This is a genomic window from Bacillus sp. sid0103 (assembly GCF_019219025.1).
Genome location: NZ_JAHUWN010000046.1, coordinates 1 through 20751 on the forward strand (window position 1 = coordinate 1; position 20751 = coordinate 20751).

The following is a 20751-nucleotide window of genomic DNA, read 5'->3' on the forward strand; positions in this document are numbered from 1 at the left end:
TGTCTACGCTTAAAGACTAATGTTACCATTAGCCCTCCAAGACTCGCTACGAGCGAATGGCTAGTTCTTACTCGGCGGGAATCCCACCCGCTATATGATACGACCTAGGCTCGGCCGCACAACTGCTTCGTTAGTGTAACAAGAAAAAAGGCTGCCGCAGCAACCCTGTTCTTCAACTCTTGCACCCGTTAGTTAAAAATTTACGTTAATTGATTTTCATTTTGTTTTGTTATTACTTTCTCAAGAAGGTATTGATACCAATAAATAATGATAGCTAAGAAAACACTAATGCAGAAAAAATGGATTGGTCGCAATTTCTTAAATTCAAATACTCCTACTTTAGTGAAAAATTTAACGATAGGGAATGAAAGAAGATAATCAATTACAATATTTAATGATAAATACTTAATAAAGCTACCATATGCTAACTTAAACACCCATATAGTTGTGATGAAAAATAAGCCTAACAAATAAGAATAATCTACTGCAGTATAATGAAATATCGGATTTTTAACTTTCCAAAATTTTTTCCTATCTGCTACAACACTAAACAGACTTATAATCAGATTAACAAAAGTCGTAGCAGGCAGGAACCGTATAAATGTTTTCTTTCCTAAAAGAGGAACTGTTAACCAGGGAACGATTAAAATACATAATGACAACAATTTTCTTTTATCAAGCACAGCACCAATCACTCTTTCTTCAAAAAGGAACTCTACCCTTTTCCTATTATGAACTAACATTCTTTATTCATATATAAGATGTTCATTTGTTAGAATTTTTATTAAAAAATTCTTCAAGTAACCTGCCCATTTAGCTCAAATAAGAAAAGGGGTGCAGAAGCAGTCCCGACTTGAACTCTAGCACGCGTTACTTGAACAAGCAGATACGCTTTTATTCCATAATAAGGTCGTACTGTTTATTAATTCGTATATAAAAAATGTTTATTCGGAATATGACATTTTCTTTGATTTAAGGTTAGGAATTTAACTTTTATTTTTCCATGAAATCTTACCTTGTAATAAAAGTGTTCAAGACTTTTTTCTCTCAACATATTTGGATTCATAATACGGATAAATATTTATTTATATTATTAGGAAACATATTATGAGGATTTCATTTCAAATTAATGGAGGAGATCTCTTATGCAAAATGAAAATAACATTAAACTAACGTCTGCTGAAATTTCACAGCTATGGTCTGCCTACATGAATGATAGCCTGTCAATTTGTGTACTTACATACTTTTTGGAAAAAGCAGAGGATCCTGAGATTCGTCCTGTAGTAGAATTTGCACTTGAGTTAGCACACGCACACGTAAAAAAACTTATATTAATCTTTACCAGTGAGAAATTTCCCATTCCATACGGATTTAAAGAAGAAGATGTCGATATTACAGCTCCACGATTATTTTCGGATCCTTACTTTCTTTATTATCTTCAACAATGGAGTTCAATAGGGTTAGAAGCTTATGGCATCTCGTTGTCTTTAGCAACACGTTCTGATGTATTTCAATATTTTTCAGAATGTATTGATGATTCGAAGAATCTTCTCAAAAAAACAGGAAATGTTTTACTATCTAAAGGTCTCTATATACGAGCACCATATGTTACGACTCCTGAAAAGGTTGATTTTATTCGAAAACAAAACTTCTTAGCTGGTTGGTTTGGAGAACGTAGATCACTTACTACGTTAGAAATAACGAATCTTTATGCTAATCTTCAAAGAAATGTGTTAGCTATGACAACATTCATCGGCTTCAGTCAAGTGGCAAAGTCAAAAGAAGTGGGTCGTTTTATGGCAAGAGGAAAAGAAATCGCTTCAAAGCATATTGAAATTTATAGTTCCGTTTTAAATGAAAATGATCTTCCTGCTACTGTCTCTTGGGATAACCAAGTATTAAACTCAACGGTTTCCCCTTTTTACGATAAACTGATTATGTTTCATGTAAATGCACTAGCCGCGGGCGCCATTGGATATTACGGAACAAGCTTATCAACAAGTTCTAGACGTGATTTATCTACAAATTACCTCCGAATCTTAGGGGAAGTTCTAAAATATACAGAAGACGCTGCAAACATAATGATCGATTATGGTTGGATGGAACAACCACCAAAAGTAGTGGACCATGATAAATTAGCTAATACTTAGAGGGAAATAAAATGAAGAAAACAAATCAACTTGAAAGCGTCCTTTGGAGTATTGCATTACCAGGATTTTCTCAAGTCTTAAACGGAAAGTTTCTTAAAGGATTACTTTTCATTTCTTTAGAATTTTTAATTAACATTCAATCAAATTTTAACGAAGTAATCATGTTAAGCTTTCATGGTCATATCCAATCAGCCATTGATAGAACGAATTATCAATGGCTGATGTTTTACCCTTGTCTATATATGTTTGCCATGTGGGATGCTTATAAAGACGCTGGCGGTGGAAAAGAATCTTTTTCTTTTTTGCCGTTTGTGTTTTCTGCTTATTTTATAACAGTTGGTCTAATCTTTTCCCCGACATTGAGGATAATGGGAATACTCTTCGGACCGGTTTGGTTGCCAATGTTTTTTTTAATTATTGGGTTATTTATTAGTACATTTTTTAAAACCATCTTTCAAAAAACCATCAGATTCAATAAAATCTGATGGTTTTCTAATTTAATGTTCCTTTAGTTGATCTTCCACTAACGCACCCGTTAGTTTAAGTGCAATCCTTCACATTCTAATTTCTTATTAAATCAGTAAAAGACAAAATTCTTAAACCATCAATATGTTTCTGTCATTCTAAATTATAAGGGAGTCATAGGTGATAACTATGGATTCCTCTTAAACAATATCCCCGCTTGTTCTGCCATCACACGAGATGGAACTGTAATTCCATTCTTAAGCTACCATCCAACTAACCCTACGAAAGCTGAACTGAAAAATTGAACAAAAAATTTTTAAAAAAGGACATACTGTCAGTTACATATTACTGTTGATAACAGTATACTGTTATTAACAGTAAGGTATTGCCAAAAAAATTTTACATTTAAATTAGGAGGTTATATATTTCATGAAACATACAGGGAGACATACAGGTGCATTTCTTCTGCTGTTTTTAACAGAGGGAGATAGCTATGGAGGGAAACTCCTGCAGAAATGTGAAGAAGAGCTTCCCATCAACCCAATTGATAGTGCCATTCTTTATCGCACATTAAAAACATTAGAGAAAGAAGGTGCTGTTGAGTCTTATTTGGACACATCTAATCAAGATAAGCTGATAAAAATGTACAAAATTACTACAGTTGGAAAAAGAAAATTAGAAGATTTTCAAATAGATATAGAAGAAAAAATGAAGAACTTATCATTTTTCTTAAATAAATACAAAGAATGGAAGGAGTCTAATCATGATTAATGGTGCTATCCTTTACGCTATGGCTATCATTCTTCTCAGTATTTCTTTTATAAAAGATCGAAATAAAACAAGAGATGCTCTATTAAAGTCATGGAAAAGCTTTCGTAATATTATACCTGACATGTTATCAATTATGCTTTTCGTTGGGCTATCACTATCTATATTAACTCCATCCTTAATTTTTTCAATCATTGGAGAAAAATCTGGATTGACAGGTATTGTTTATTCAGCATTAATTGGTTCTATTGCACTAGTTCCAAGCTTTGTTGTATTTCCTCTTGGACACACATTAGTCCAAAATGGTGCAGGACTCCCTCAAGTAGCTGTATTAATGTCTACATTAATGTCCGTAGGAATCACAACTTTACCTATGGAACAAAAGATATTTGGGCGAAGATTTGCCTATTCTCGCAACGTATCTGCAGTGGTAATGTCTCTAATATTTTCATATATTATTTGGGTGGTGATGGGATGAATGAATTAAAAAGGTATCGTTTCTTTTTCATTTTATTATTTGGGCTCATTATCCTTACCTTTATAAACCAATCGGTGGGATGGAACGCATTTCAATTAACAGGAAAAAGCATTTTAGATATGCTGTTTCTACTCCCTCCTGTCTTAATATTCGTAGGTTTGCTTGACAAATGGGTGGAGAAAGAAACACTTATAAGATATATGGGAGAAAAATCCGGCATCTATGGCATTTTGTTCTCCCTATTATTAGGAGTAATTGCAGCTGGTCCCCTCTACGTAGCTTTTCCAATTGCGGCACTATTATTAAAAAAAGGAGCAAGCATACGCTATATTGTATTTTTTTTAGGAGTTTGGACAACTGCAAAATTACCGGTTATTGTATATGAATTTGCTTCATTTGGAGTTAAATTTACACTCATTCACATTTGTTTTGGTTTGTTATTTTTCTATTTAATGGGTATTATTTTTGAGAAATTTTATAAGCATCGACAATTGTTAAAGTATGATATAACTAAAGACGTTTAGATTTAGATCGATAAATCTTTAACCACTCAATCCCAGATTATTTTGTAGCTGAACCTACAACGGACTATACTGCGTGCAGCAAAAGATTAGAGGATACAGTTTCCACTGCATCCTCTTTTTAATTCCCTTCTTCAACTAACCGCCCCGTCGAATAAGAAAAAGCCACCAATATGGTAGCTCTGATCTTTAACTCTTGCACCCGTTTGTTTAAGTGTATTTTTTCACAATATTGTCGAGCGCATCGGACCAGCAGTCGTACACGTACTGATCGCCGGGGTGACCGGCGAATCCTCGTAGATGGAAAATTTTAACTGGTGGGGCGGCGGCTACACGAAAGCCTGCTCCGACACTTAATCTGTTGGACATATCCCAAAACCAGATATTTAGCTGTTCTTCACATTAGCAACTTAAAAAATAATTACTCATCCAAATTGAAGCACAGTTTTCTCAATTGTTCAATGATGCTTTTAAGCTCATGCTCTTTCTTCAAAAACTGAAGCATGGCAAGGATTAGTGCAGATCTAGGCTGTTCTCGCTCTACTTCCTCCTGGAGTATAACGAGCGCTTCATGCAGTTCTGTTTTGTTATAATTCGTTATCGCCAATTCTTTTAGGGTAGAGAAAAGAAGCTCGAACAGCTTACGTCTTTGTTCAGCTACAGAAACAGTGTTGCCTTTATAAGCTGATTCCACATAATTATCCATCATGTTATTTTGTAAAATTGCTTTTGGTTTTTTATTCAGGACTCCGCCAACGACTTCCTCTAAGAGATCCACAATAAACATAGAAACATCTCTTATATTTAACGGCCTGTTATCAAATATTATTAAGAAAAGATACTCTTTAACGATCCCATTATAAACCGATACAAGGTCCCATATATTAAGTTCTATTTCTTTACCAAACCTACGAATCAAGGCATCTTTATTCATATTGAGAATATTTGCTCGTTGACTAAGCAGAATAGAGGCAATTTTCCCTTCACTACCTTGCATTTCAAAAGTATTCTTCATTATAAAATTATTCTCAATAAAAAAATAAAATTGACATTCGGTTTCACGAATGAAAATTTCTCTTAAGGTAAGTGTCGTGTCCGATCTAATCTCTTCCATTTTTTCGAAAAGGCTTTCCTGCTTTGAGTGATGCACCTCTACGAATAGATCCTCTTTAGAAGGAAAAAATTTATATAATGACCCTTTTGCGATTTTGCAATCATCAGCGATATCCTGAATCGATGTTGCAAGATAGCCTTTTTCTGAAAAAAAACGTTCAGCGGAATCCATGATGTTTTGTTTGACAATACTCAATCTACTTCCTCTTTTCAAAAAAGAATTGACATTCTTAAAAAATTAGATAAAATTAAGCACGTAATGACCGATTGGTTTTTCCGGAAAACCACAAGTCAAATATATATGATGTTTGCTAGGCATCAAGCCACAGAAGAGAGGAACGTTTAAATGTCTACACAAGCAGCTGAGAAATTAACATCATCTCAAGAGTTCTCGGTCAAAACTATTATCGCTCCACTTCTTGCCGTTATGATTGGTATGTTTATGGTTCTTCTTGATACTACAATTATGAATGTTGCTATCCCTAGTTTACAAAAATATTTTAACAGTTCATTGGAAACAATTCAATGGACCGTAACCGGTTATACACTTGCGCTAGCTACGATTATTCCTTTAGCTGGTTGGATGACAGATAAATTTGGAGCCAAGCGAATTTTCCTCATTACGATTACTTTGTTTACTATTGGTTCAGTCCTTTGCGCCTTCGCCCAAACTCCTGAACTGCTGATTTTATTCCGTATAATACAAGGCCTTGGTGGTGGAATGGTAACTCCCATCGGTATGGCAATATCTTTTAAAATGGCCCCCCCCGATAAAAGGGGAGCCGTTATGGGGATGCTTGGTATACCTATGCTAATTGCCCCCGCTACAGGTCCTTTGCTATCTGGATGGTTAATTGGGGTAGCATCTTGGCATTGGATTTTCCTAATCAATTTACCAATTGGAATAGCTGCCGTGATTGTTGGTCTAAAGCTTCTGCCCAATCAGCAGCGTGGTAAAGCACCTGCCCTCGATATTCTAGGAATGATTCTTGCCCCGATCGCCTTTTCCATGCTAACTTATGGTGTCAGTGAGGGAGGAAGGGGCTGGAGTTCCACTGGCGCATTAACGGGATTGATTGTTGGGGGTGTCACACTTCTCATTTTCATTTTCGTAGAGCTACGTCATAAGCAACCATTGCTGGAGCTGCGTGCATTTAAATCATTAGATTTTACTCGCGGTATTATCATAACTTGGGCTTTACAAGCCTCCATGATCGGGACTATTCTCTTGAATCCTTTATTCCAACAAGGCGTATTAGGTCGAACACCTCTCGTGAGTGCGGCAATCTCCCTCCCTATTTCCTTGGGAGGTCTAATATTTACGCCATTCGCGGGGAAATTATCCGATAAAATAGGCGCCCGACCTCTTGTCTTTACCGGTTTGAGCCTTATGTCAATTGCTTTATTTTTGCTTTCTGGGGTAAATCTAAATACCGGAGTAATTGCGTTAATGATTATACTTTTTATGGTGGGATGTGGCATGGCCATATCAATGATGCCATTAAATGCACATGTTTTAAAGTCTGCTCCTCGTGAACTGGTAAGCCGAGTAACACCTTTAACATCAGCTACTATACAGGTTGTGAATTCATTTGCCGTAGCCGCTTTAACGGGACACTTATCTTCACAAATAAGAGAGCGTATGGCGGACGCTGGCGAACACGCCGTAAATTTAAAAATCAATGCCTTAGCTTTTGGTGACACATTCTTAATTATAGCCTGCATTGCCACGGTTGGTGCGATTTTAAGTTTATTTCTTCGCAAACCTCACATCAAATAAAAAGAATTACCATTAGCATAAGGAAAGAGTGACAAATATTAAATTTTGAAATTTTGATCATAATTAAAATGTAATTGACCAAGGAGAGGAGTTTTTAGTATGAGCGCAGCTATATTAGTGATAGGAGCTACCGGAACAACAGGCAAAGAATTGGTGAAACTTCTGGCGAAGAACGGACATAAAACGCGTGTTACTGTTCGTCCCACAAGCAAAACAAGCGAACTGCAAGCATTGGGAGTCGAGTTGGTTCAAGCCGATCTAAACGACTTCGACTCACTGGTAAATGCCATGAACGGTATCCAAAAAGTATATTTTGCAACACCTCTTCTTCCGAATATGGTGGAACTTTCTTCTTCGATTGTTCGTGCAGCTAAAAAAGCCGGTGTGAAGCATCTTGTGAAGTTATCGGGCGGCGGGGCTGAATTGGATACATTGGCAAAGTGGCATAATGCAGTCGAAAAAGAAATAGAGCAGTCCGGCATGGCGTATACATTCTTGCGCCCAAATACATTTATGCAAAACTTAGTTAAATTTAACTCGCATACCATTCGTGAACATGGAGCCTTCTATGCGCCGCATGGCGACGGAAAAGCGGCTTACATTGATTCCCGCGATATAGCCCAGGTTGCCTATCGGGTCTTAACGGAAGAAGACCATGAGAACAAACCATATTACTTGTCGGGACCAGAAGCACTTTCCAGCGCCGAAATTGCGGAAATTCTTTCTTCAGTAACCGGAAAATCAATTAAGTACGTAGACGTACCTGTTGAAGCTGCTCGCGCTTCTATGCAAAAAACAGGCATGCCTACTGAAATCGTTGAAGGCTTGTTAGAACATTATCAGATTATGAAGTTAGGTCACACAGCAAATGTCTCCAATACGGTAGAAGAAATAACCGGACATAAAGCAACCTCTTTTGAGACTTTTGCTAAAGCAAATAAGGAAGCATTTATCGGTTAATATATAGTTCAAAGTAAAAAGGGCTGTCTAAAAAAGTCTATAAAGACTATACGGATAGCCCTTTGTTTTTTCGATTTAGTTATCCTAGCATTATCACTTGATTTTCTGCTTTGATAAACTAAAATATAAACTCTGGAGCCAGGATATGTATCAAGGCTCCGTTTGTGGTGACAAGAACAACATCTCTTAAATTGCATTTAAAATCGTAAAGTTACGACAATCTTGCACATTCTAAGAGTTGTGGAACGGGTTCTACTTAAACTAATGCATGCGTTAGTTCAATAAAGATATTTCAATTAAATCCCTAAAATAGTTATATACTCTTGATTTTTTAGTTGGTCTGTTATCCATTTTTTAAATTCATTTATTAAAAAAGTTAAACTTAAAATATTTTGCTCGTAGTTTTTTCTAAAATTTTTTCTGTTTCTCCCACAAACAAAAACCCTATCCTATTCATTAATTCACTCTCAGTAGGGTTATTTGTTAAATATCGATTAAATCCCTCAAGATCGTTAAGGATTCGTTCCCAAATATCTTTATTAATTTCACTCATACCCCATAAACTATAATTTTTATAATTCTTTTCAATACATTTAGAAAGATATGTAAAAGTCTCATCTGTGAAATATTGGTAAATTCATAACAATGTGCGATGGTAAAACTCCAATAGCAGATGCTTTAAATAATTTATAAGAATTCTTTTCACATAAGAGTATATAAAATTTTCAAAAAAAGGCGGCTTATCATTTTTAGCAAGCTGCCTGTTTTTTATCAAAGAGAATAGTAACTCCTTGTATTTATTTCAAAATATTTAAAGCTTCCTTCGTAAATGAACGCAGTTCTTCGGTGTTACCTTCACGAATTTTTGCTACCCAAGCCGGATCGCTTAGTAGTGCTCGTCCAACGGCCACAAGATCAAACTCTTCTCGCTCAAGACGGTCGATCAGATTATCGATATCTGCCGGTTGTCCACCCTTACCTTCCGTGAATAAGCTCATGGCCTCAGAATCCAAACCAACTGATCCGACTGTAATTGCTGGTTTACCAGTAATTTTACGAGCCCAGCCAGCCAGGTTAAGGTCTGATTCCTCGAACTCTGGCTTCCAGAATCGTCGTGTTGAAGCATGGAAAATATCTACACCAGCCTCAGACAGCGGTTCAAGGAAAATTTTCAATTCATCGGGAGTCTTTGCTAGTTTGAAATTATAGTCGGTAGCTTTCCATTGAGAAAATCGGAAAATAATAGTGAAGTTAGGACCGACAGCTTGACGCACGGCTTTGATTACGTCTACAGCAAAACGTGTGCGACTTACTAGATCACCACCATATTCATCTGTACGCTTATTGGTTACGTCCCAGAAGAACTGGTCTATAAGGTATCCATGAGCGCCATGTATTTCCACTGCATCAAACCCAAGTTTCTTAGCATTAGAGGCAGCATTTGCGTAAGCTTGAATGAGTTCTTGAATCTCTTCGACGCTTAACGGTTCAGATACCTTTTCACCAGTTAAACTGATACCTGATGGACCGATTGGATTGACATCTGAATCAGGAAAATTTTTCTTTTCGCGCGCCATACCAGTGTGCCAAATCTGTGGAGCAATTTTCCCTCCAGCCTCATGTACTTCCTTAACAACTTGCGCCCATCCGTTTAGAGCTTCTTCACCATAAAAATGTGGGACATCAGGTTCTGCTCCAGCTGCAGGATGCTCAATTAGAGTACCTTCAGTGATAATTAAACCAACTCCGTTCTCAGCTCGTCGTCGATAATATTCAGCTACATTGGAACCTGGAATCCCATTCGGTGAAAACTTGCGGGTCATTGGTGCCATAACAAATCGATTTTCAAGCTTCAATTCTCCAATTTCAAATGAGGTAAATAATGGTTCAACAGATTTTGTTGATTTCATAAAATTCTCTCCTTTTTAAACTAATAAAATAATTGGTTAATCAAAAGTAGTCTCTGTAAGGAGTAGGAGACTTATTCTAACTACAATTTTTATTGGATTTAGTTTAAATTCATTTTGTAAAATATTGAAGTCCTTTAAGACAACGAACAATATATAAATAGTTATAACAGATAAAAAAATTCCTTTTTCTATCAATTCACTTTCCTCCAGAATTTCAAATAAAAATTAGCCTCTCAATATTTTTTGTAACATTCCTTCTTCAACTAATCTGCTCCGTTAGCTTAAGTACATTGTTTCACAAACTTATTCTTGAATTAAAATTAAAAAGGCACTATTGCTAGTGCCTACTCGCTTCATATTCCTTCATGATTTTATAAAATGTGTTTTTCTTTAATCCCATCTGATTCATAAATTCAACTGCTGTTATTTCGCTCCTCTTCCATGCTTCATATTTCGTTCTTAAAATTCTTTTTTGTTTCTCATCTAATGAGTCTAGGTTCATTTTGGGCCTACCTAAATGTTTTCCTTTTGCTTTTGCTGATTCAATCCCTTCCCGTTGCCTTTTATTAATATCCTCTCTTTCTTTTTCCGCAACAAATGAAAGAACCTGCAATACTAAATCAGAAACAAATGTCCCCAGTGTATCCTTGTGCTGTGTTGTATCCAGCAACGGCATATCGATTACCCTAATGTCAGCTTTTATTTCTGATGTAATGATTTCCCATTCTTTTTTAATTTCTTTGGAATTTCGGCCAAAACGGTCAATAGATTTTATATAAAGTAAATCGCCTTCCCTTAGACACTGTTTTAATGCTTTGTATTGGGGTCGATTAAAATTTTTCCCGCTTTCCTTATCTATAAATATATCCCTTTCATATATTCCAAGTTTTATCAATTCATCAAGTTGGCGATCAATGATTTGGTCCTTGCTGCTTACCCGAATATAACCAAATACTTTATTTTTCATGATGTGAGTATCTCCTAGGTGCAATATTTAAAAAGATACTCATATTATACCACGGTGGTTTATAAAGGTATATTACGCTTTACAAACGTTTGCAAATATCTTATAAAACCTTTAAGGATACTTCAATTATTAATAAATAAGGTAGAGTAATAGTGTTTATAATGGTATACCTTTTTAAACACTAGATTATTTATTTTAACTTTATATTCGTCTAGATTATTTGAACTTATTCGTGGAAGGCTATTGGGGCTACGAAAAAAGCGCCACCACCGTAGCAGGAACGCTTAAAACGTTGATATAATGAGTATTCTCGTTTTTCTGCCATAAATTGTAAATGCAGGTAATCGGGTCGAACCGACACTCGGAAGGAACACGATTTTGAGTCGTGCGCGTCTGCCAATTCCGCCACACCGGCAACATTAATAAGTTAATCCTAAAAAGGACTGCCCCCATAAAGGGTTAAGTCCTTTTCATTCCTAACAACGCATTATTGCAGATGAAAGCATTCAATTATCATTTTCTTCTGCGGGTATCATGCTATATTTTGGTAACTTATGGTATTTTTCATCCCAATCATCAATCGAGTCCCCATGTTTGTCTAAGTTGTTTTTTATATCAGTTAGATACTCACTTACTAACCAATTAGCATTATATAATGAACTATTGTTATTAATAACCGTTAACAGTTCTAAGATATTTTCTTTAGAAAAATTGTCAATAAAAGGTCTAATTACTTCTCGCCATCTAGAAAGGCAATTCACATATGTATTTCCTTTATCAAGTATATTAATACAAAAACTGAAGAACCTATTTTCATATTCAACTTCCCTAGACATTTCATATAATTTGTTTATTTGTCTACCAGGGAGGGTACCTCTAGAAATATACTTTACAAAAGCTTTATTTAAGTGTTCATTTAAGTTACCCGTCACAAACCATGCCCTGGTAAACAGTTTGATGTTATTCTCAAGCTTATGAGAAATTATTACTTTATTGTCCTCACTAATATATTTATAAAGATGTGGAGCATTGTAAAAGAAATCAATCAAAAATTCGAGTTGGTCATTTTCTTCTAAATTTAACCGATTAAAGCGTTCTTTCTCCACTTGAAAATAGGAATCTATAATACCTTTATAATTTCTGTACACAATATTCAATGTATCAAAATATTCTTCTCTATATTCGTTAGCTTGTTCATCCTGCCCTTTAAAAACGGCTAGCCATAGAAAACCAAAAATTTTTTTTACTAATTTATCAGTAAAAAAAGTAAAATACTTATTCTTTAGAAAGGTTTCATATTTATCTGACCTAAAAATAAGTGAAGAATAAGATGGAATATTATTCATAAATTCTACAGCAACCTTGTCATTATACATAGCAGGTCTTGTTAACACATGTTCTAAAGCATTACGCATAGCCGACCGAACAGTGTCTTTATTTGGTACAGCCAATAGGTCCTCAGAATCTAACACAGGGTGAGCAGATAAATTACGTATCTTCTTAATATGGTCAATATACACCTTTGCACTCTGTTCTAATAATTGTGTTTCATTAAATACTCTCTCCACTACTTTTGATTCCCATTCTGATTTATTACTTCTATCTCTGTCAGCTAGTTGAGACCGTATAAATTCTAAAATAGCTTTAGCTTTAGGATCTTCATCTCTTTCACTCAACTCTTTGAGTTTATAAAATAAATCTGCAATTACCACTGAGTAAAGCATTACTATAGCCGACCGATAATTACCTATTGAATAAGAACTTACTACTTCCTCAAAATATTCTCTTGTTTTTGGATTGTATATTTTTTCTGTTGCTCGGTCTATTGAATATTCAACCATAATCATCCCCCTAAGATTTTAAATTTATAGAAGAGAAAGCCTAGTTTTTATTTTGAATTAAAAGAGTTTTAGAAAAAAATAAACTACTCATTATTAGAAGTGATTTGGATTTTGTTTTTAAAACACAACCCTGTCAAGGTTGTAAAACGAATCGGATTATAACAGATTTAATTTGAAATTGTTGATATAATAAGCTTTTGTTTTTCCTATGTATGCTTTATCCAGATGTAATTAGTGGCATTATGATTGGTTTTGCCACCAACTTGCTACCAATATGCCCACAGGTAAAACCCAAAAAAATAAGTATTAATGGTGCCCTTAGAAAAAAATCTACGAATCAATTAAATCTTTCCTGAATTTCACACAAAAAGATACATTTCCTCCGGTCAATTAACTCTTAAATTCTCTTCGAAAAGACCTCGAATCATTTCTCTCATTGAGTTTTCATCAATAAATTCTTTTCTTCCGTGAGACACCTTATCGTTTGCCATAATAATCCCTTGATTGCATTTTAGTCTTGTTTCAATGTATAAAGGGGAATTTGGGGTATTCATTTCAACCAAAAGTGAATATGCTTCCTTCAAAAATTTCACATTATTAAAACCATATTCCCAATCACAAGTATTGTCCAGGGAGAATCTAGAAATTATCTCACCATTACGTATCTCAAAAGCTGGTCCTATATACTCTTCCTTTTCCCCATTAATAGCGACTCTTCTTAAAGCTTTTAAATCACATAAGGACAATATAATTGGTTCTAATTTTTCATGTTCTAATAACCTGTAAAATGCTGAAACACTATTAAAAATTACTGTTTCTCCTCCAAATGACGCTTGTTTCGAACAAAGTAATATAGAAGTTTTTATCTTGCCTATTTCCTCAATGGTTCCGTCAGAATGTATTTTTTGTTCATTATTAGTTTGAAAAGCCCTATGGGGCCCTTCATTTACTTTTATAATATTTAGTCCATTTCTCTCGTAAATATTTTCTTTGGATGAATATATTTTAGGAACATATGGATTCCCCAGCTTTAATTTCTTCGCTAAAGTTAACAAAGCATTTTGATTAGGAATATCATTAAGTAACTCAAAAACTACAAAACCAGCATTATTATACTTTCTAACTAATTCACTTATTTCATCATCAGAAATCAATGCTAGTGAATTAATTTTTACAGGTAAAATGTCTTCGCTATTATATACGTGCATATACAATAGATTATCATTTAAACCTATCATCAAGTAACACCTAACTTCATTTTTAAATTTTAATCATTTACTTCAAGTGCTTCTACTACTTGCTGTTTTGTTACAAGTGCTAAGGCTTTACAGTCAAGCTCACTAAACATACCTTCAAATACATCATTCTCTTCATTATGTATCGCAAGAACACCTATCCTACCTGGTAAACATACTGTAAGAATTGATTTATAGTACAAGTCTTGTTCAGAAAAATCCACTACCTGGTCTTTTCCTCGCTCCAAACATTCCCATACTGATGATAAATTCCCACGAGATTTAATCCAACTAGAGCCGAAGTTTTCTTTTGCTGGAAACCGAGAGAATGGAACCAGCATTTCTATATCTTCTTTATCATTTATTTGTTTTATTACTCTCAAATAAAGCTTTGAAGAATATCCTTTTCCACCAAATAAAACTTGGGCTGTTTCACTCATTTCCCTTGTAATATTATTTAATTTTACCTTCTCATTATCAGTAAGATCATAATCATCCATAGGAAGCGTTACATTTGTATCTCTAGATGAAGAAAAGCGAGAATTCGGATTTATACATTTTTGAAAAACATTCTTTATGCTTTCATCCATTTCAGAGTAATCCTTTATTCTGTATGATATTTGATCTATTACACCTCTATCATCAATAACATCATGTTCAGTCAGTCGTTCAAACAACGCTAGTTTGGCTGCGAGTCTCTCAGATACCGCAATTAACTTGATTATCTTTACGTCTTTAATAAATTTTTCATAATCGTCTGGATAAAAACGGTAAACAAGATTCACGAAAATATTTAATAAAGCATAAATAATCCATATACTTACTGCAAAAGCAGTTGAATGTACATTTTTTACTAAAACTGCAACACCCACTGAAGCTCCACCTATGAAAATCTGAGTGCAAAATAAAAAGTTCTTAAATTTACTATACGTTTTACTGTCCTTCAACCAATTATTTATTAAACCCTTCCATTTCGAAAAACTCTGTTTGTTATATTCCTCTTCCAAACCCTCTTGTTTTGCTGTATGATTTAAAATTTCCTTCATACTTTTTTTAATTAAATTCAAGCACCCCTCATCCCTTCCAATAATATACAACAATTGTAACATTTAGATAGAATAATGGAAGAATAGAATCCGAACCATATAAATTTTGAGCAACCAATAATGTTCACAAAACTGTTAAGAGGTAGAAATAAGCACTTACCGAAATTAATACTAAAAAGGGGGGGATTAATTTGCCTAATTTAATCACCGTTCGGAGAGCAAAAGGAGAAAAAAAAGACTTCAGCATTACACATAGGGTATTAAGGTACGGGTGATTTGGAGGTAACAATTCTTAACGGTGAGGATATCGAAGAAGCTAAACGGCTTATGATACGAGTTAACGCAAAAAAAAAAAAGGGCTAGCATTCCGCAGCCCGTTTAATTAATTTGCTTAAATTTTGGCGATTGATTATAGCCAATGGACGGATTATTTGACTGATAATGCCTTATGTATTCTACTTCTTTAACGTTAACTTCTTTGTCAGTAGCAGTATCTGATTCCCATAATATTTCTTTACGAATTGTAAAGTCACTTCGTTGTTCCCTTGTAAAGTCCTCCGCAATTAATTTGCTACTCGCACTTCCAAAGTAATTAATATCATCAGTCAAATCTTTACCTATATAGATCTTTCCATTTGGATAAGTAAATTTGTAAACAATTTTCATAACTTATGTCTGCTCCGTTTAAGCATATTAGTTCCTGGCATTGCAGTTCTGCTCCCAGCTACCCCGCTTGTGAAAGGAGGGTATTGACCTTTAGAATATCACATAAAATGTCATTAGGTATTTTTGGTACAATATATGGGATCCGTAGATTGGAAACCTACTGGGTCTCATTTACAACAAATCTTGTTGGTATTGATCGTATTCCATCCTTATCGGAACTAAGGTTGGAATTTTTTTTTTCAAAGAAAAAAGCTACCAATTTGTTAAATTCTTCGAATTATCATCATATTTACCTGATAAGAGGATGAAACCATTACCATTTCATCCAAAAAATTTTTTTATTTTTATTCCATTCAACAAACGATGGTATCCGTAGAAACCCAGCTTTAGTTATATTCCTATAGGTCCTTCCGTTTTTCCGTGCAGCCGGTAACATAAATTCCATTCCTCCAGCTGGTTTGTCATCTAGAAAGCTCAACAGAAGCCCAAATTCACCTTTTCTAAGCCCTATAATCAGCACGTCATCATATTAATTTATGACCTTGAGCCATGCATGGCTGCGTTTCCCTACCTCATAACGAGAGTCCTTATGCTTAAGTTCTATGCCTTCCAAACCTTGCTGCCGAACCAAATCAAAGTACGCCAATAGTTAATCCTTACTTATACGGGGTGAAAATAAATGACTTTGTCCACCCTTTGTATTCTTTCCTTGCACCCAGGTTGTAACCGACCTTTCAATCAAAAATCATAAATTATATATGAACTTATGTTCCTGTTATATTAAGAATCAATTTTTATTTTTATCTATCAATATAAAACGTCTAATCTTCGTACCAGATGTGAACAATTATATGATAAAGATCAGAACAAAAGGATGAAATAATATGATGGTGGAATGTTCAAATTGTGGTATTGAGTTTAGAAAAAGGCCTGGTGCGGTTAAGAAAAATATTAATCATTTCTGTACAGTTAAATGTATGCACGACTGGAGAACAGGAAGAAAAGGGTGTATAAAAAAGCCCAAAGGTCAAAATAAGAATTGTGAATGGTGTAAAAAACAATTTTATGTTTATCCTTCCGAAATCAATACGAAAAAATTTTGTTCCCGAACTTGTAAAGGATTAAAATTTAGAATGTCGCGTACGGTGGATAAACGAAAATAAAAGAAACAGGGTTATTGCTGAATGTTCGTGTTGCTCGAAAAAAATGGAGCGATTTCCTTTTGAATTAGACAGAAGTAAGCATCTTTATTGTTCAAAAGATTGTCTTGCAAATGATTTAAAGGAAAGAATGGTTGGAGAAAAAAATCATAATTGGCGAGGTGGACATGAAGATTACCGCGGTGAAAATTGGAATGAGCAACGATTAAAAGCATTGGACCGCGATGGATACCTATGCCAAGAGTGTGGACAAAATAATTTGATTACCAAATTAGCTGTTCACCATAAGATTCCTTACCGCTTTTATGATGGCAACTACATTCGGGCCAATGACCTCAAAAATTTAATTACGCTGTGCAATTCCTGTCATTCAAGTCAAGAGAGCCACTATTGGCTTGAGGTGCCACTTCGATTTCGCCACCTTATATAACCGTGTATCTCTTGAATTTAAACGCCAACCTGGTCCGATAGGATAAGGCAAATAAGAACTACTATTATTGATAATTCTTATATGCCCCTATCCATAAAATAATGCAATTAAATAACAAAATTGATAATAGCCCGGCCCCATCAAATATTTTTATTAAAAAGAATACATCTAGTTATTTAAAGCCTTTAAACACTCTCTTTAGATTTCCCTGTTTCCTTCACCCAATCTAAAAACATACTATAAAATTTCTTTTTTAGGTTTTCAGGATAATCAATGCGGAACCGGTAATCATTTCCCAACCCTGTTTTATTGTGAAATCGCTCTCTACTAAGATACTCCTCTCTCGATTTATCATCATGAATGCAGTTGTGTCGTTTCATAAGGTTCTCGTTCATGCTTCCGACACTCCACCTCCAAATTGTAAGAAAATAAAACCTGGCTTCCATATTAGATTGGATAAATTCTGCAATTAACTTAGAATATTCGTTTTGTTTTTCAGCTTCCTTTCCTGACTGTTGTTCCCGAATTTTTTGTTCTATTCTTTCCAGGCGTTTGAACTTCACACTCTTTTCCCTCCAGTACATCTTCTAATCTTTTTAAACGCTCTTCTAACTCAGCGGTTTCAATGACCTTGTGCCCTACACCAACAAGCTGTGCGATAGCTCTTGCCCTTGTAATTGGATCACAATTAACAGTACGTACAATGGCCATTTGTTCTGCTAAAACAGAAAGCATACCCTTTGCTGTCTGAATTTCATTTATATCCATCTCCTCAACATCGGTTAGGTTAGATGATTTATTTTCAAGCCCTTTGGTGTCATTTCGCTTTCTTCTGTAATATTCACGCTGATAGGCTCTTTGCTTTTCTATCTCCTTGAATGGCAAATTGAACGACCTCCCTGAATTAACTATGGTTGAACCCATTTGACTTCTTTAAGTTAGTCCCTTTTCACCTTCCTTGCCCCCAAACGTTCAATATATTCAAAATAATTTTTTGCTTTTAACAAAACAAATTCGAAGTCTTCAGAAACAGCAATTACTAAAAAATGAAATGGTTCTTTCTTATCTTGAATGTGTGTTTCCCTCCAAGCCTCCCATTGATTGCCAGTTCTCTCAATATAAACTGCACTATTTTTCCCCGATGTCCGGAAGTACAATTCACCCGTAAGGCCAGTCATAAACCCAGCATTTTTTGCATTTACACCTTGATTTAGAATTTTTAGTAGAATGTTTTTTTGACTTCTAATTTCTTCCACAAGGGATAGGGGGAGCAGCTTTATTTTTACTACTCGAATATTTTCCCCCTCCACAAATAATTGACACCCTGATTTCTCTACTAAACTGATTAAATTAAGTGCATTCATTTATATCAGCTCACTCTCATCTTCAATGGAAGATTCATCAATAATATCTTTGAAATTATCCCCCATTTCCCCCATTTGCTGTTGTAGCCCACTGTTGTATCGTTTATCAAGATCCACTTCTTGCCCCCACTTCTCCCCATTTTCCCCAATTGTTTCTTGTTTGGGTTCAAGTGGGGTGCTATTATGGGTATTGGTGACTGATGGGATTTCATGCATCCCCAGGTTAGACCCACTAGGTTCTATGTCTGATGGTTTACTGGGGGGATTGGGGGACACTTTTATATTATCTTTAAATACATGGGGGTTTATCTTATAAACTGACTTCCTACCGACTATTTCTTCTCTGATGTAACCATATTGTTCTAGTTCTTTAAGAACATTTTTTAATAAATGACTTTTTACAAAACGATCCTTCGCGGATTGTTGAATGTCTCTGTAATCCAATGTTATTTCTTCCGCTGGTTTTTTATCATATTTTTGTTTTGCTTTCCTCTCAATAACCGAAACGAGGTATTTCAAGTCTTCTATCTCACCGTTAGTTCTCATACAGCCATGAGCCGCCATTGCGTGATTTATGAAGTATTCTTTAAGCTGTAATAAAGATAGAATTGTGTCTTTCTCAATCTGAGGAGGTATATTATTGATTGTTGTTATATATTTGGCGATGTGAAGTAAACCAGCAATCCGTGCCAACTGACCAACAATTTTCCCGCCCCATTCAAGATATCCCGATAAATCACCATCTTCTCTTAAACGTTCCTCAATATTCTGTTGTAGACATTGGAAGTGATAATCTGCCTCTTTTGTCAAAGCAAGTCTTTGTGTTCCCCCTTTATCCATTACAAGCAGGCGTTTAACATTTTTTACATATTCGCTTTTTATATTTGAAGGAATATCAGTTGGCCTTATTTTACGGTATCCTCTAAAGTCTTTAGGTGATGAATATAGGAAGCGTGCCATTAATCCACGGCCATGGAATGCTTTTGGCAAGTCTTGCAGTACATCAGGCTGAGCAATTATGCCGATTGTTAAGAGTGGATTCTCTAGAATCATTGGAGATCCATTTTTCCGGTCAAGTCTTGAATAATCCCCACTATGTCCTTTTAGAAAAAGATCCATGTTTAATTCCTTTGAATATCTGCCTCTGATAATTTCGAATATCCCACCTTCGGCCGAAAGAATACCTATCTTTTCACCGTTTTCCTTAAGCACTTTATGGAGACTTTCTGGTGTTATGTCATCAACGATGAATGTAGGCGGGTATAATTCTGGCAAAGCTTCTAGTTCTCTATTAATTTCTTTTATTTCTTCAGCATGCTTTTCATCAGGATTTTTAGCGTTGATATTGATTAGCTGCTCCAACCGCTTTTCCAAAGTCTTAATTTCTGTCTTTCGGTTTCTTATATCCATCTTTAGACGTTCACATTCTTCTTTTTCGAATTGCAATAAAGGGCGGGTTATTAATTCAAATACTGATGATTTTCTATTTGCGGATCCCATAAGGGTGAGTGTGTATGTGTTGAGTGGCTCAATCCAAGAACCGTAGACATTTATTTCAAACTTTTTAGCTGCGGCAATTGACAAAATAGAAATGGCCGCCATGCTTGCCATATCCTTGGGTGTTTGTGTAGTCTCTGCCACTGATTCAACATATGCTTTCAACCAGGGCGGGAATATAGTTGTAGGAAAAGGTGGTAGAGTATATTCATCAAATGAAACAGGACGCTCCCATTCATTCCTTTCAGTTGATTCCGATTTTAGTTGTGTTAACTGGGAAATATCTATATCATTAAACGATTGCCTTTCCTCTTTTGTAAGAAGCCCTGCGGCAATACTAGCAACATCTTTAATCAAGCTCCTTCAACCTCCTTAATTTTTTGTAAAAAGCCGCTGACTT

The 20751-nt window shown here is 35.2% G+C and carries 21 protein-coding genes and 1 tRNA gene; 8 read left to right on the top strand and 14 right to left on the bottom strand.

All coding sequences use genetic code 11. The annotated features are described in order from the left end of the window. Nucleotides 1-200 precede the first annotated feature (200 nt). The gene (locus KW850_RS30365) at nucleotides 201-695 is read right to left on the bottom strand and encodes a hypothetical protein (RefSeq protein WP_308128886.1); all 495 of its coding nucleotides are present in this window, start codon (nucleotides 693-695) and stop codon (nucleotides 201-203) included. Between the two features lie 450 nt (nucleotides 696-1145). On the opposite strand from KW850_RS30365, the gene KW850_RS30370 reads away from it, so the two are divergent. From KW850_RS30370 to KW850_RS30390, 5 genes are all read left to right on the top strand, one after another. Further along, on the top strand, nucleotides 1146-2150 hold the full coding sequence (locus KW850_RS30370) for a DUF3231 family protein (protein ID WP_218351403.1): 1005 nt from the start codon (nucleotides 1146-1148) through the stop codon (nucleotides 2148-2150). 11 nt (nucleotides 2151-2161) lie between these two features. After that, entirely contained in the window at nucleotides 2162-2635 is a 474-nt protein-coding gene (locus tag KW850_RS30375; protein ID WP_218351404.1) for a hypothetical protein, read from the top strand. Between the two features lie 409 nt (nucleotides 2636-3044). Beyond that, nucleotides 3045-3386: a PadR family transcriptional regulator gene (locus tag KW850_RS30380; protein WP_045524374.1), complete on the top strand. Its 342-nt coding sequence runs from the start codon at nucleotides 3045-3047 to the stop codon at nucleotides 3384-3386. Next, nucleotides 3379-3861, top strand: a complete 483-nt coding sequence (locus KW850_RS30385) for a hypothetical protein (RefSeq protein WP_218351405.1) — start codon at nucleotides 3379-3381, stop codon at nucleotides 3859-3861. The genes KW850_RS30380 and KW850_RS30385 overlap by 8 nt, the downstream gene beginning before the upstream one ends. Then, nucleotides 3858-4385, top strand: coding sequence for a permease (locus KW850_RS30390; RefSeq protein WP_218351406.1), 528 nt, complete (start codon nucleotides 3858-3860; stop codon nucleotides 4383-4385). Before KW850_RS30385 ends, KW850_RS30390 begins: the two co-directional genes overlap by 4 nt. A 418-nt stretch (nucleotides 4386-4803) precedes the next feature. On the opposite strand, the gene KW850_RS30395 is transcribed toward KW850_RS30390, so the two are convergent. Then, a complete protein-coding gene (locus KW850_RS30395) occupies nucleotides 4804-5691 on the bottom strand; it encodes a TetR/AcrR family transcriptional regulator (protein ID WP_218351407.1) in 888 nt (295 codons plus the stop codon). 150 nt (nucleotides 5692-5841) lie between these two features. On the opposite strand from KW850_RS30395, the gene KW850_RS30400 reads away from it, so the two are divergent. Together KW850_RS30400 and KW850_RS30405 are read left to right on the top strand one after the other, a co-directional pair. Further along, complete coding sequence (locus KW850_RS30400) at nucleotides 5842-7275, top strand: DHA2 family efflux MFS transporter permease subunit (RefSeq protein ID WP_218351408.1); 1434 nt, start codon at nucleotides 5842-5844, stop codon at nucleotides 7273-7275. Nucleotides 7276-7374: 99 nt separating this feature from the next. After that, nucleotides 7375-8235, top strand: a complete 861-nt coding sequence (locus KW850_RS30405) for an SDR family oxidoreductase (protein ID WP_218351409.1) — start codon at nucleotides 7375-7377, stop codon at nucleotides 8233-8235. 797 nt (nucleotides 8236-9032) lie between these two features. On the opposite strand, the gene KW850_RS30410 is transcribed toward KW850_RS30405, so the two are convergent. From KW850_RS30410 to KW850_RS33690, 8 genes are all read right to left on the bottom strand, one after another. Further along, entirely contained in the window at nucleotides 9033-10145 is a 1113-nt protein-coding gene (locus KW850_RS30410) for an NADH:flavin oxidoreductase (protein WP_098935215.1), read from the bottom strand. A gap of 337 nt (nucleotides 10146-10482) precedes the next feature. After that, a complete protein-coding gene (locus KW850_RS30415) occupies nucleotides 10483-11112 on the bottom strand; it encodes a recombinase family protein (protein ID WP_218351410.1) in 630 nt (209 codons plus the stop codon). Nucleotides 11113-11447: 335 nt separating this feature from the next. Beyond that, nucleotides 11448-11527: transfer RNA gene (locus KW850_RS30420), tRNA-Leu, on the bottom strand. Between the two features lie 91 nt (nucleotides 11528-11618). After that, nucleotides 11619-12953 carry a hypothetical protein gene (locus tag KW850_RS30425; RefSeq protein WP_218351411.1) on the bottom strand — a complete coding sequence of 445 codons (1335 nt, stop codon included), beginning with the start codon at nucleotides 12951-12953 and terminating at the stop codon, nucleotides 11619-11621. 386 nt (nucleotides 12954-13339) lie between these two features. Beyond that, nucleotides 13340-14191: a TauD/TfdA family dioxygenase gene (locus KW850_RS30430; protein ID WP_218351412.1), complete on the bottom strand. Its 852-nt coding sequence runs from the start codon at nucleotides 14189-14191 to the stop codon at nucleotides 13340-13342. 29 nt (nucleotides 14192-14220) lie between these two features. Then, nucleotides 14221-15255: a hypothetical protein gene (locus tag KW850_RS30435; RefSeq protein ID WP_218351413.1), complete on the bottom strand. Its 1035-nt coding sequence runs from the start codon at nucleotides 15253-15255 to the stop codon at nucleotides 14221-14223. Between the two features lie 357 nt (nucleotides 15256-15612). Continuing rightward, a complete protein-coding gene (locus KW850_RS30440) occupies nucleotides 15613-15900 on the bottom strand; it encodes a GIY-YIG nuclease family protein (protein WP_218351414.1) in 288 nt (95 codons plus the stop codon). Nucleotides 15901-16429: 529 nt separating this feature from the next. Beyond that, on the bottom strand, nucleotides 16430-16546 hold the full coding sequence (locus tag KW850_RS33690) for an ATP-dependent DNA ligase (protein ID WP_308128887.1): 117 nt from the start codon (nucleotides 16544-16546) through the stop codon (nucleotides 16430-16432). Between the two features lie 560 nt (nucleotides 16547-17106). Here KW850_RS33690 and KW850_RS30450 point away from each other — a divergent pair. Further along, nucleotides 17107-17490: an HNH endonuclease gene (locus KW850_RS30450; protein WP_218351415.1), complete on the top strand. Its 384-nt coding sequence runs from the start codon at nucleotides 17107-17109 to the stop codon at nucleotides 17488-17490. Nucleotides 17491-17675: 185 nt separating this feature from the next. Here the strand turns inward: KW850_RS30450 and KW850_RS30455 are convergent, their stop codons facing one another. The 4 genes from KW850_RS30455 to KW850_RS30470 form a co-directional block, all read right to left on the bottom strand. After that, the gene (locus KW850_RS30455) at nucleotides 17676-17885 is read right to left on the bottom strand and encodes a hypothetical protein (RefSeq protein ID WP_218351416.1); all 210 of its coding nucleotides are present in this window, start codon (nucleotides 17883-17885) and stop codon (nucleotides 17676-17678) included. Between the two features lie 100 nt (nucleotides 17886-17985). Further along, on the bottom strand, nucleotides 17986-18375 hold the full coding sequence (locus tag KW850_RS30460) for a hypothetical protein (RefSeq protein ID WP_218351417.1): 390 nt from the start codon (nucleotides 18373-18375) through the stop codon (nucleotides 17986-17988). 53 nt (nucleotides 18376-18428) lie between these two features. Further along, nucleotides 18429-18854 (bottom strand): hypothetical protein, encoded by a 426-nt coding sequence (locus KW850_RS30465; RefSeq protein WP_218351418.1) that lies wholly within the window; start codon nucleotides 18852-18854, stop codon nucleotides 18429-18431. Continuing rightward, nucleotides 18855-20708: a YfjI family protein gene (locus KW850_RS30470; RefSeq protein WP_218351419.1), complete on the bottom strand. Its 1854-nt coding sequence runs from the start codon at nucleotides 20706-20708 to the stop codon at nucleotides 18855-18857. It abuts the gene before it with no gap. Nucleotides 20709-20751 lie beyond the last annotated feature (43 nt).

What these genes read in the sequence shown, in the direction of transcription:
- KW850_RS30370 (WP_218351403.1), top strand. Translation starts at nt 1,146, where the DNA reads ATGCAAAATGAAAATAACATTAAACTAACGTCTGCTGAAATTTCACAG.
- KW850_RS30375 (WP_218351404.1), top strand. Translation starts at nt 2,162, where the DNA reads ATGAAGAAAACAAATCAACTTGAAAGCGTCCTTTGGAGTATTGCATTA.
- KW850_RS30380 (WP_045524374.1), top strand. Translation starts at nt 3,045, where the DNA reads ATGAAACATACAGGGAGACATACAGGTGCATTTCTTCTGCTGTTTTTA.
- KW850_RS30385 (WP_218351405.1), top strand. Translation starts at nt 3,379, where the DNA reads ATGATTAATGGTGCTATCCTTTACGCTATGGCTATCATTCTTCTCAGT.
- KW850_RS30390 (WP_218351406.1), top strand. Translation starts at nt 3,858, where the DNA reads ATGAATGAATTAAAAAGGTATCGTTTCTTTTTCATTTTATTATTTGGG.
- KW850_RS30400 (WP_218351408.1), top strand. Translation starts at nt 5,842, where the DNA reads ATGTCTACACAAGCAGCTGAGAAATTAACATCATCTCAAGAGTTCTCG.
- KW850_RS30405 (WP_218351409.1), top strand. Translation starts at nt 7,375, where the DNA reads ATGAGCGCAGCTATATTAGTGATAGGAGCTACCGGAACAACAGGCAAA.
- KW850_RS30410 (WP_098935215.1), bottom strand. Translation starts at nt 10,145, where the DNA reads ATGAAATCAACAAAATCTGTTGAACCATTATTTACCTCATTTGAAATT.
- KW850_RS30415 (WP_218351410.1), bottom strand. Translation starts at nt 11,112, where the DNA reads ATGAAAAATAAAGTATTTGGTTATATTCGGGTAAGCAGCAAGGACCAA.
- KW850_RS30425 (WP_218351411.1), bottom strand. Translation starts at nt 12,953, where the DNA reads ATGGTTGAATATTCAATAGACCGAGCAACAGAAAAAATATACAATCCA.
- KW850_RS30430 (WP_218351412.1), bottom strand. Translation starts at nt 14,191, where the DNA reads ATGATAGGTTTAAATGATAATCTATTGTATATGCACGTATATAATAGC.
- KW850_RS30440 (WP_218351414.1), bottom strand. Translation starts at nt 15,900, where the DNA reads ATGAAAATTGTTTACAAATTTACTTATCCAAATGGAAAGATCTATATA.
- KW850_RS30450 (WP_218351415.1), top strand. Translation starts at nt 17,107, where the DNA reads ATGGAGCGATTTCCTTTTGAATTAGACAGAAGTAAGCATCTTTATTGT.
- KW850_RS30455 (WP_218351416.1), bottom strand. Translation starts at nt 17,885, where the DNA reads ATGAACGAGAACCTTATGAAACGACACAACTGCATTCATGATGATAAA.
- KW850_RS30465 (WP_218351418.1), bottom strand. Translation starts at nt 18,854, where the DNA reads ATGAATGCACTTAATTTAATCAGTTTAGTAGAGAAATCAGGGTGTCAA.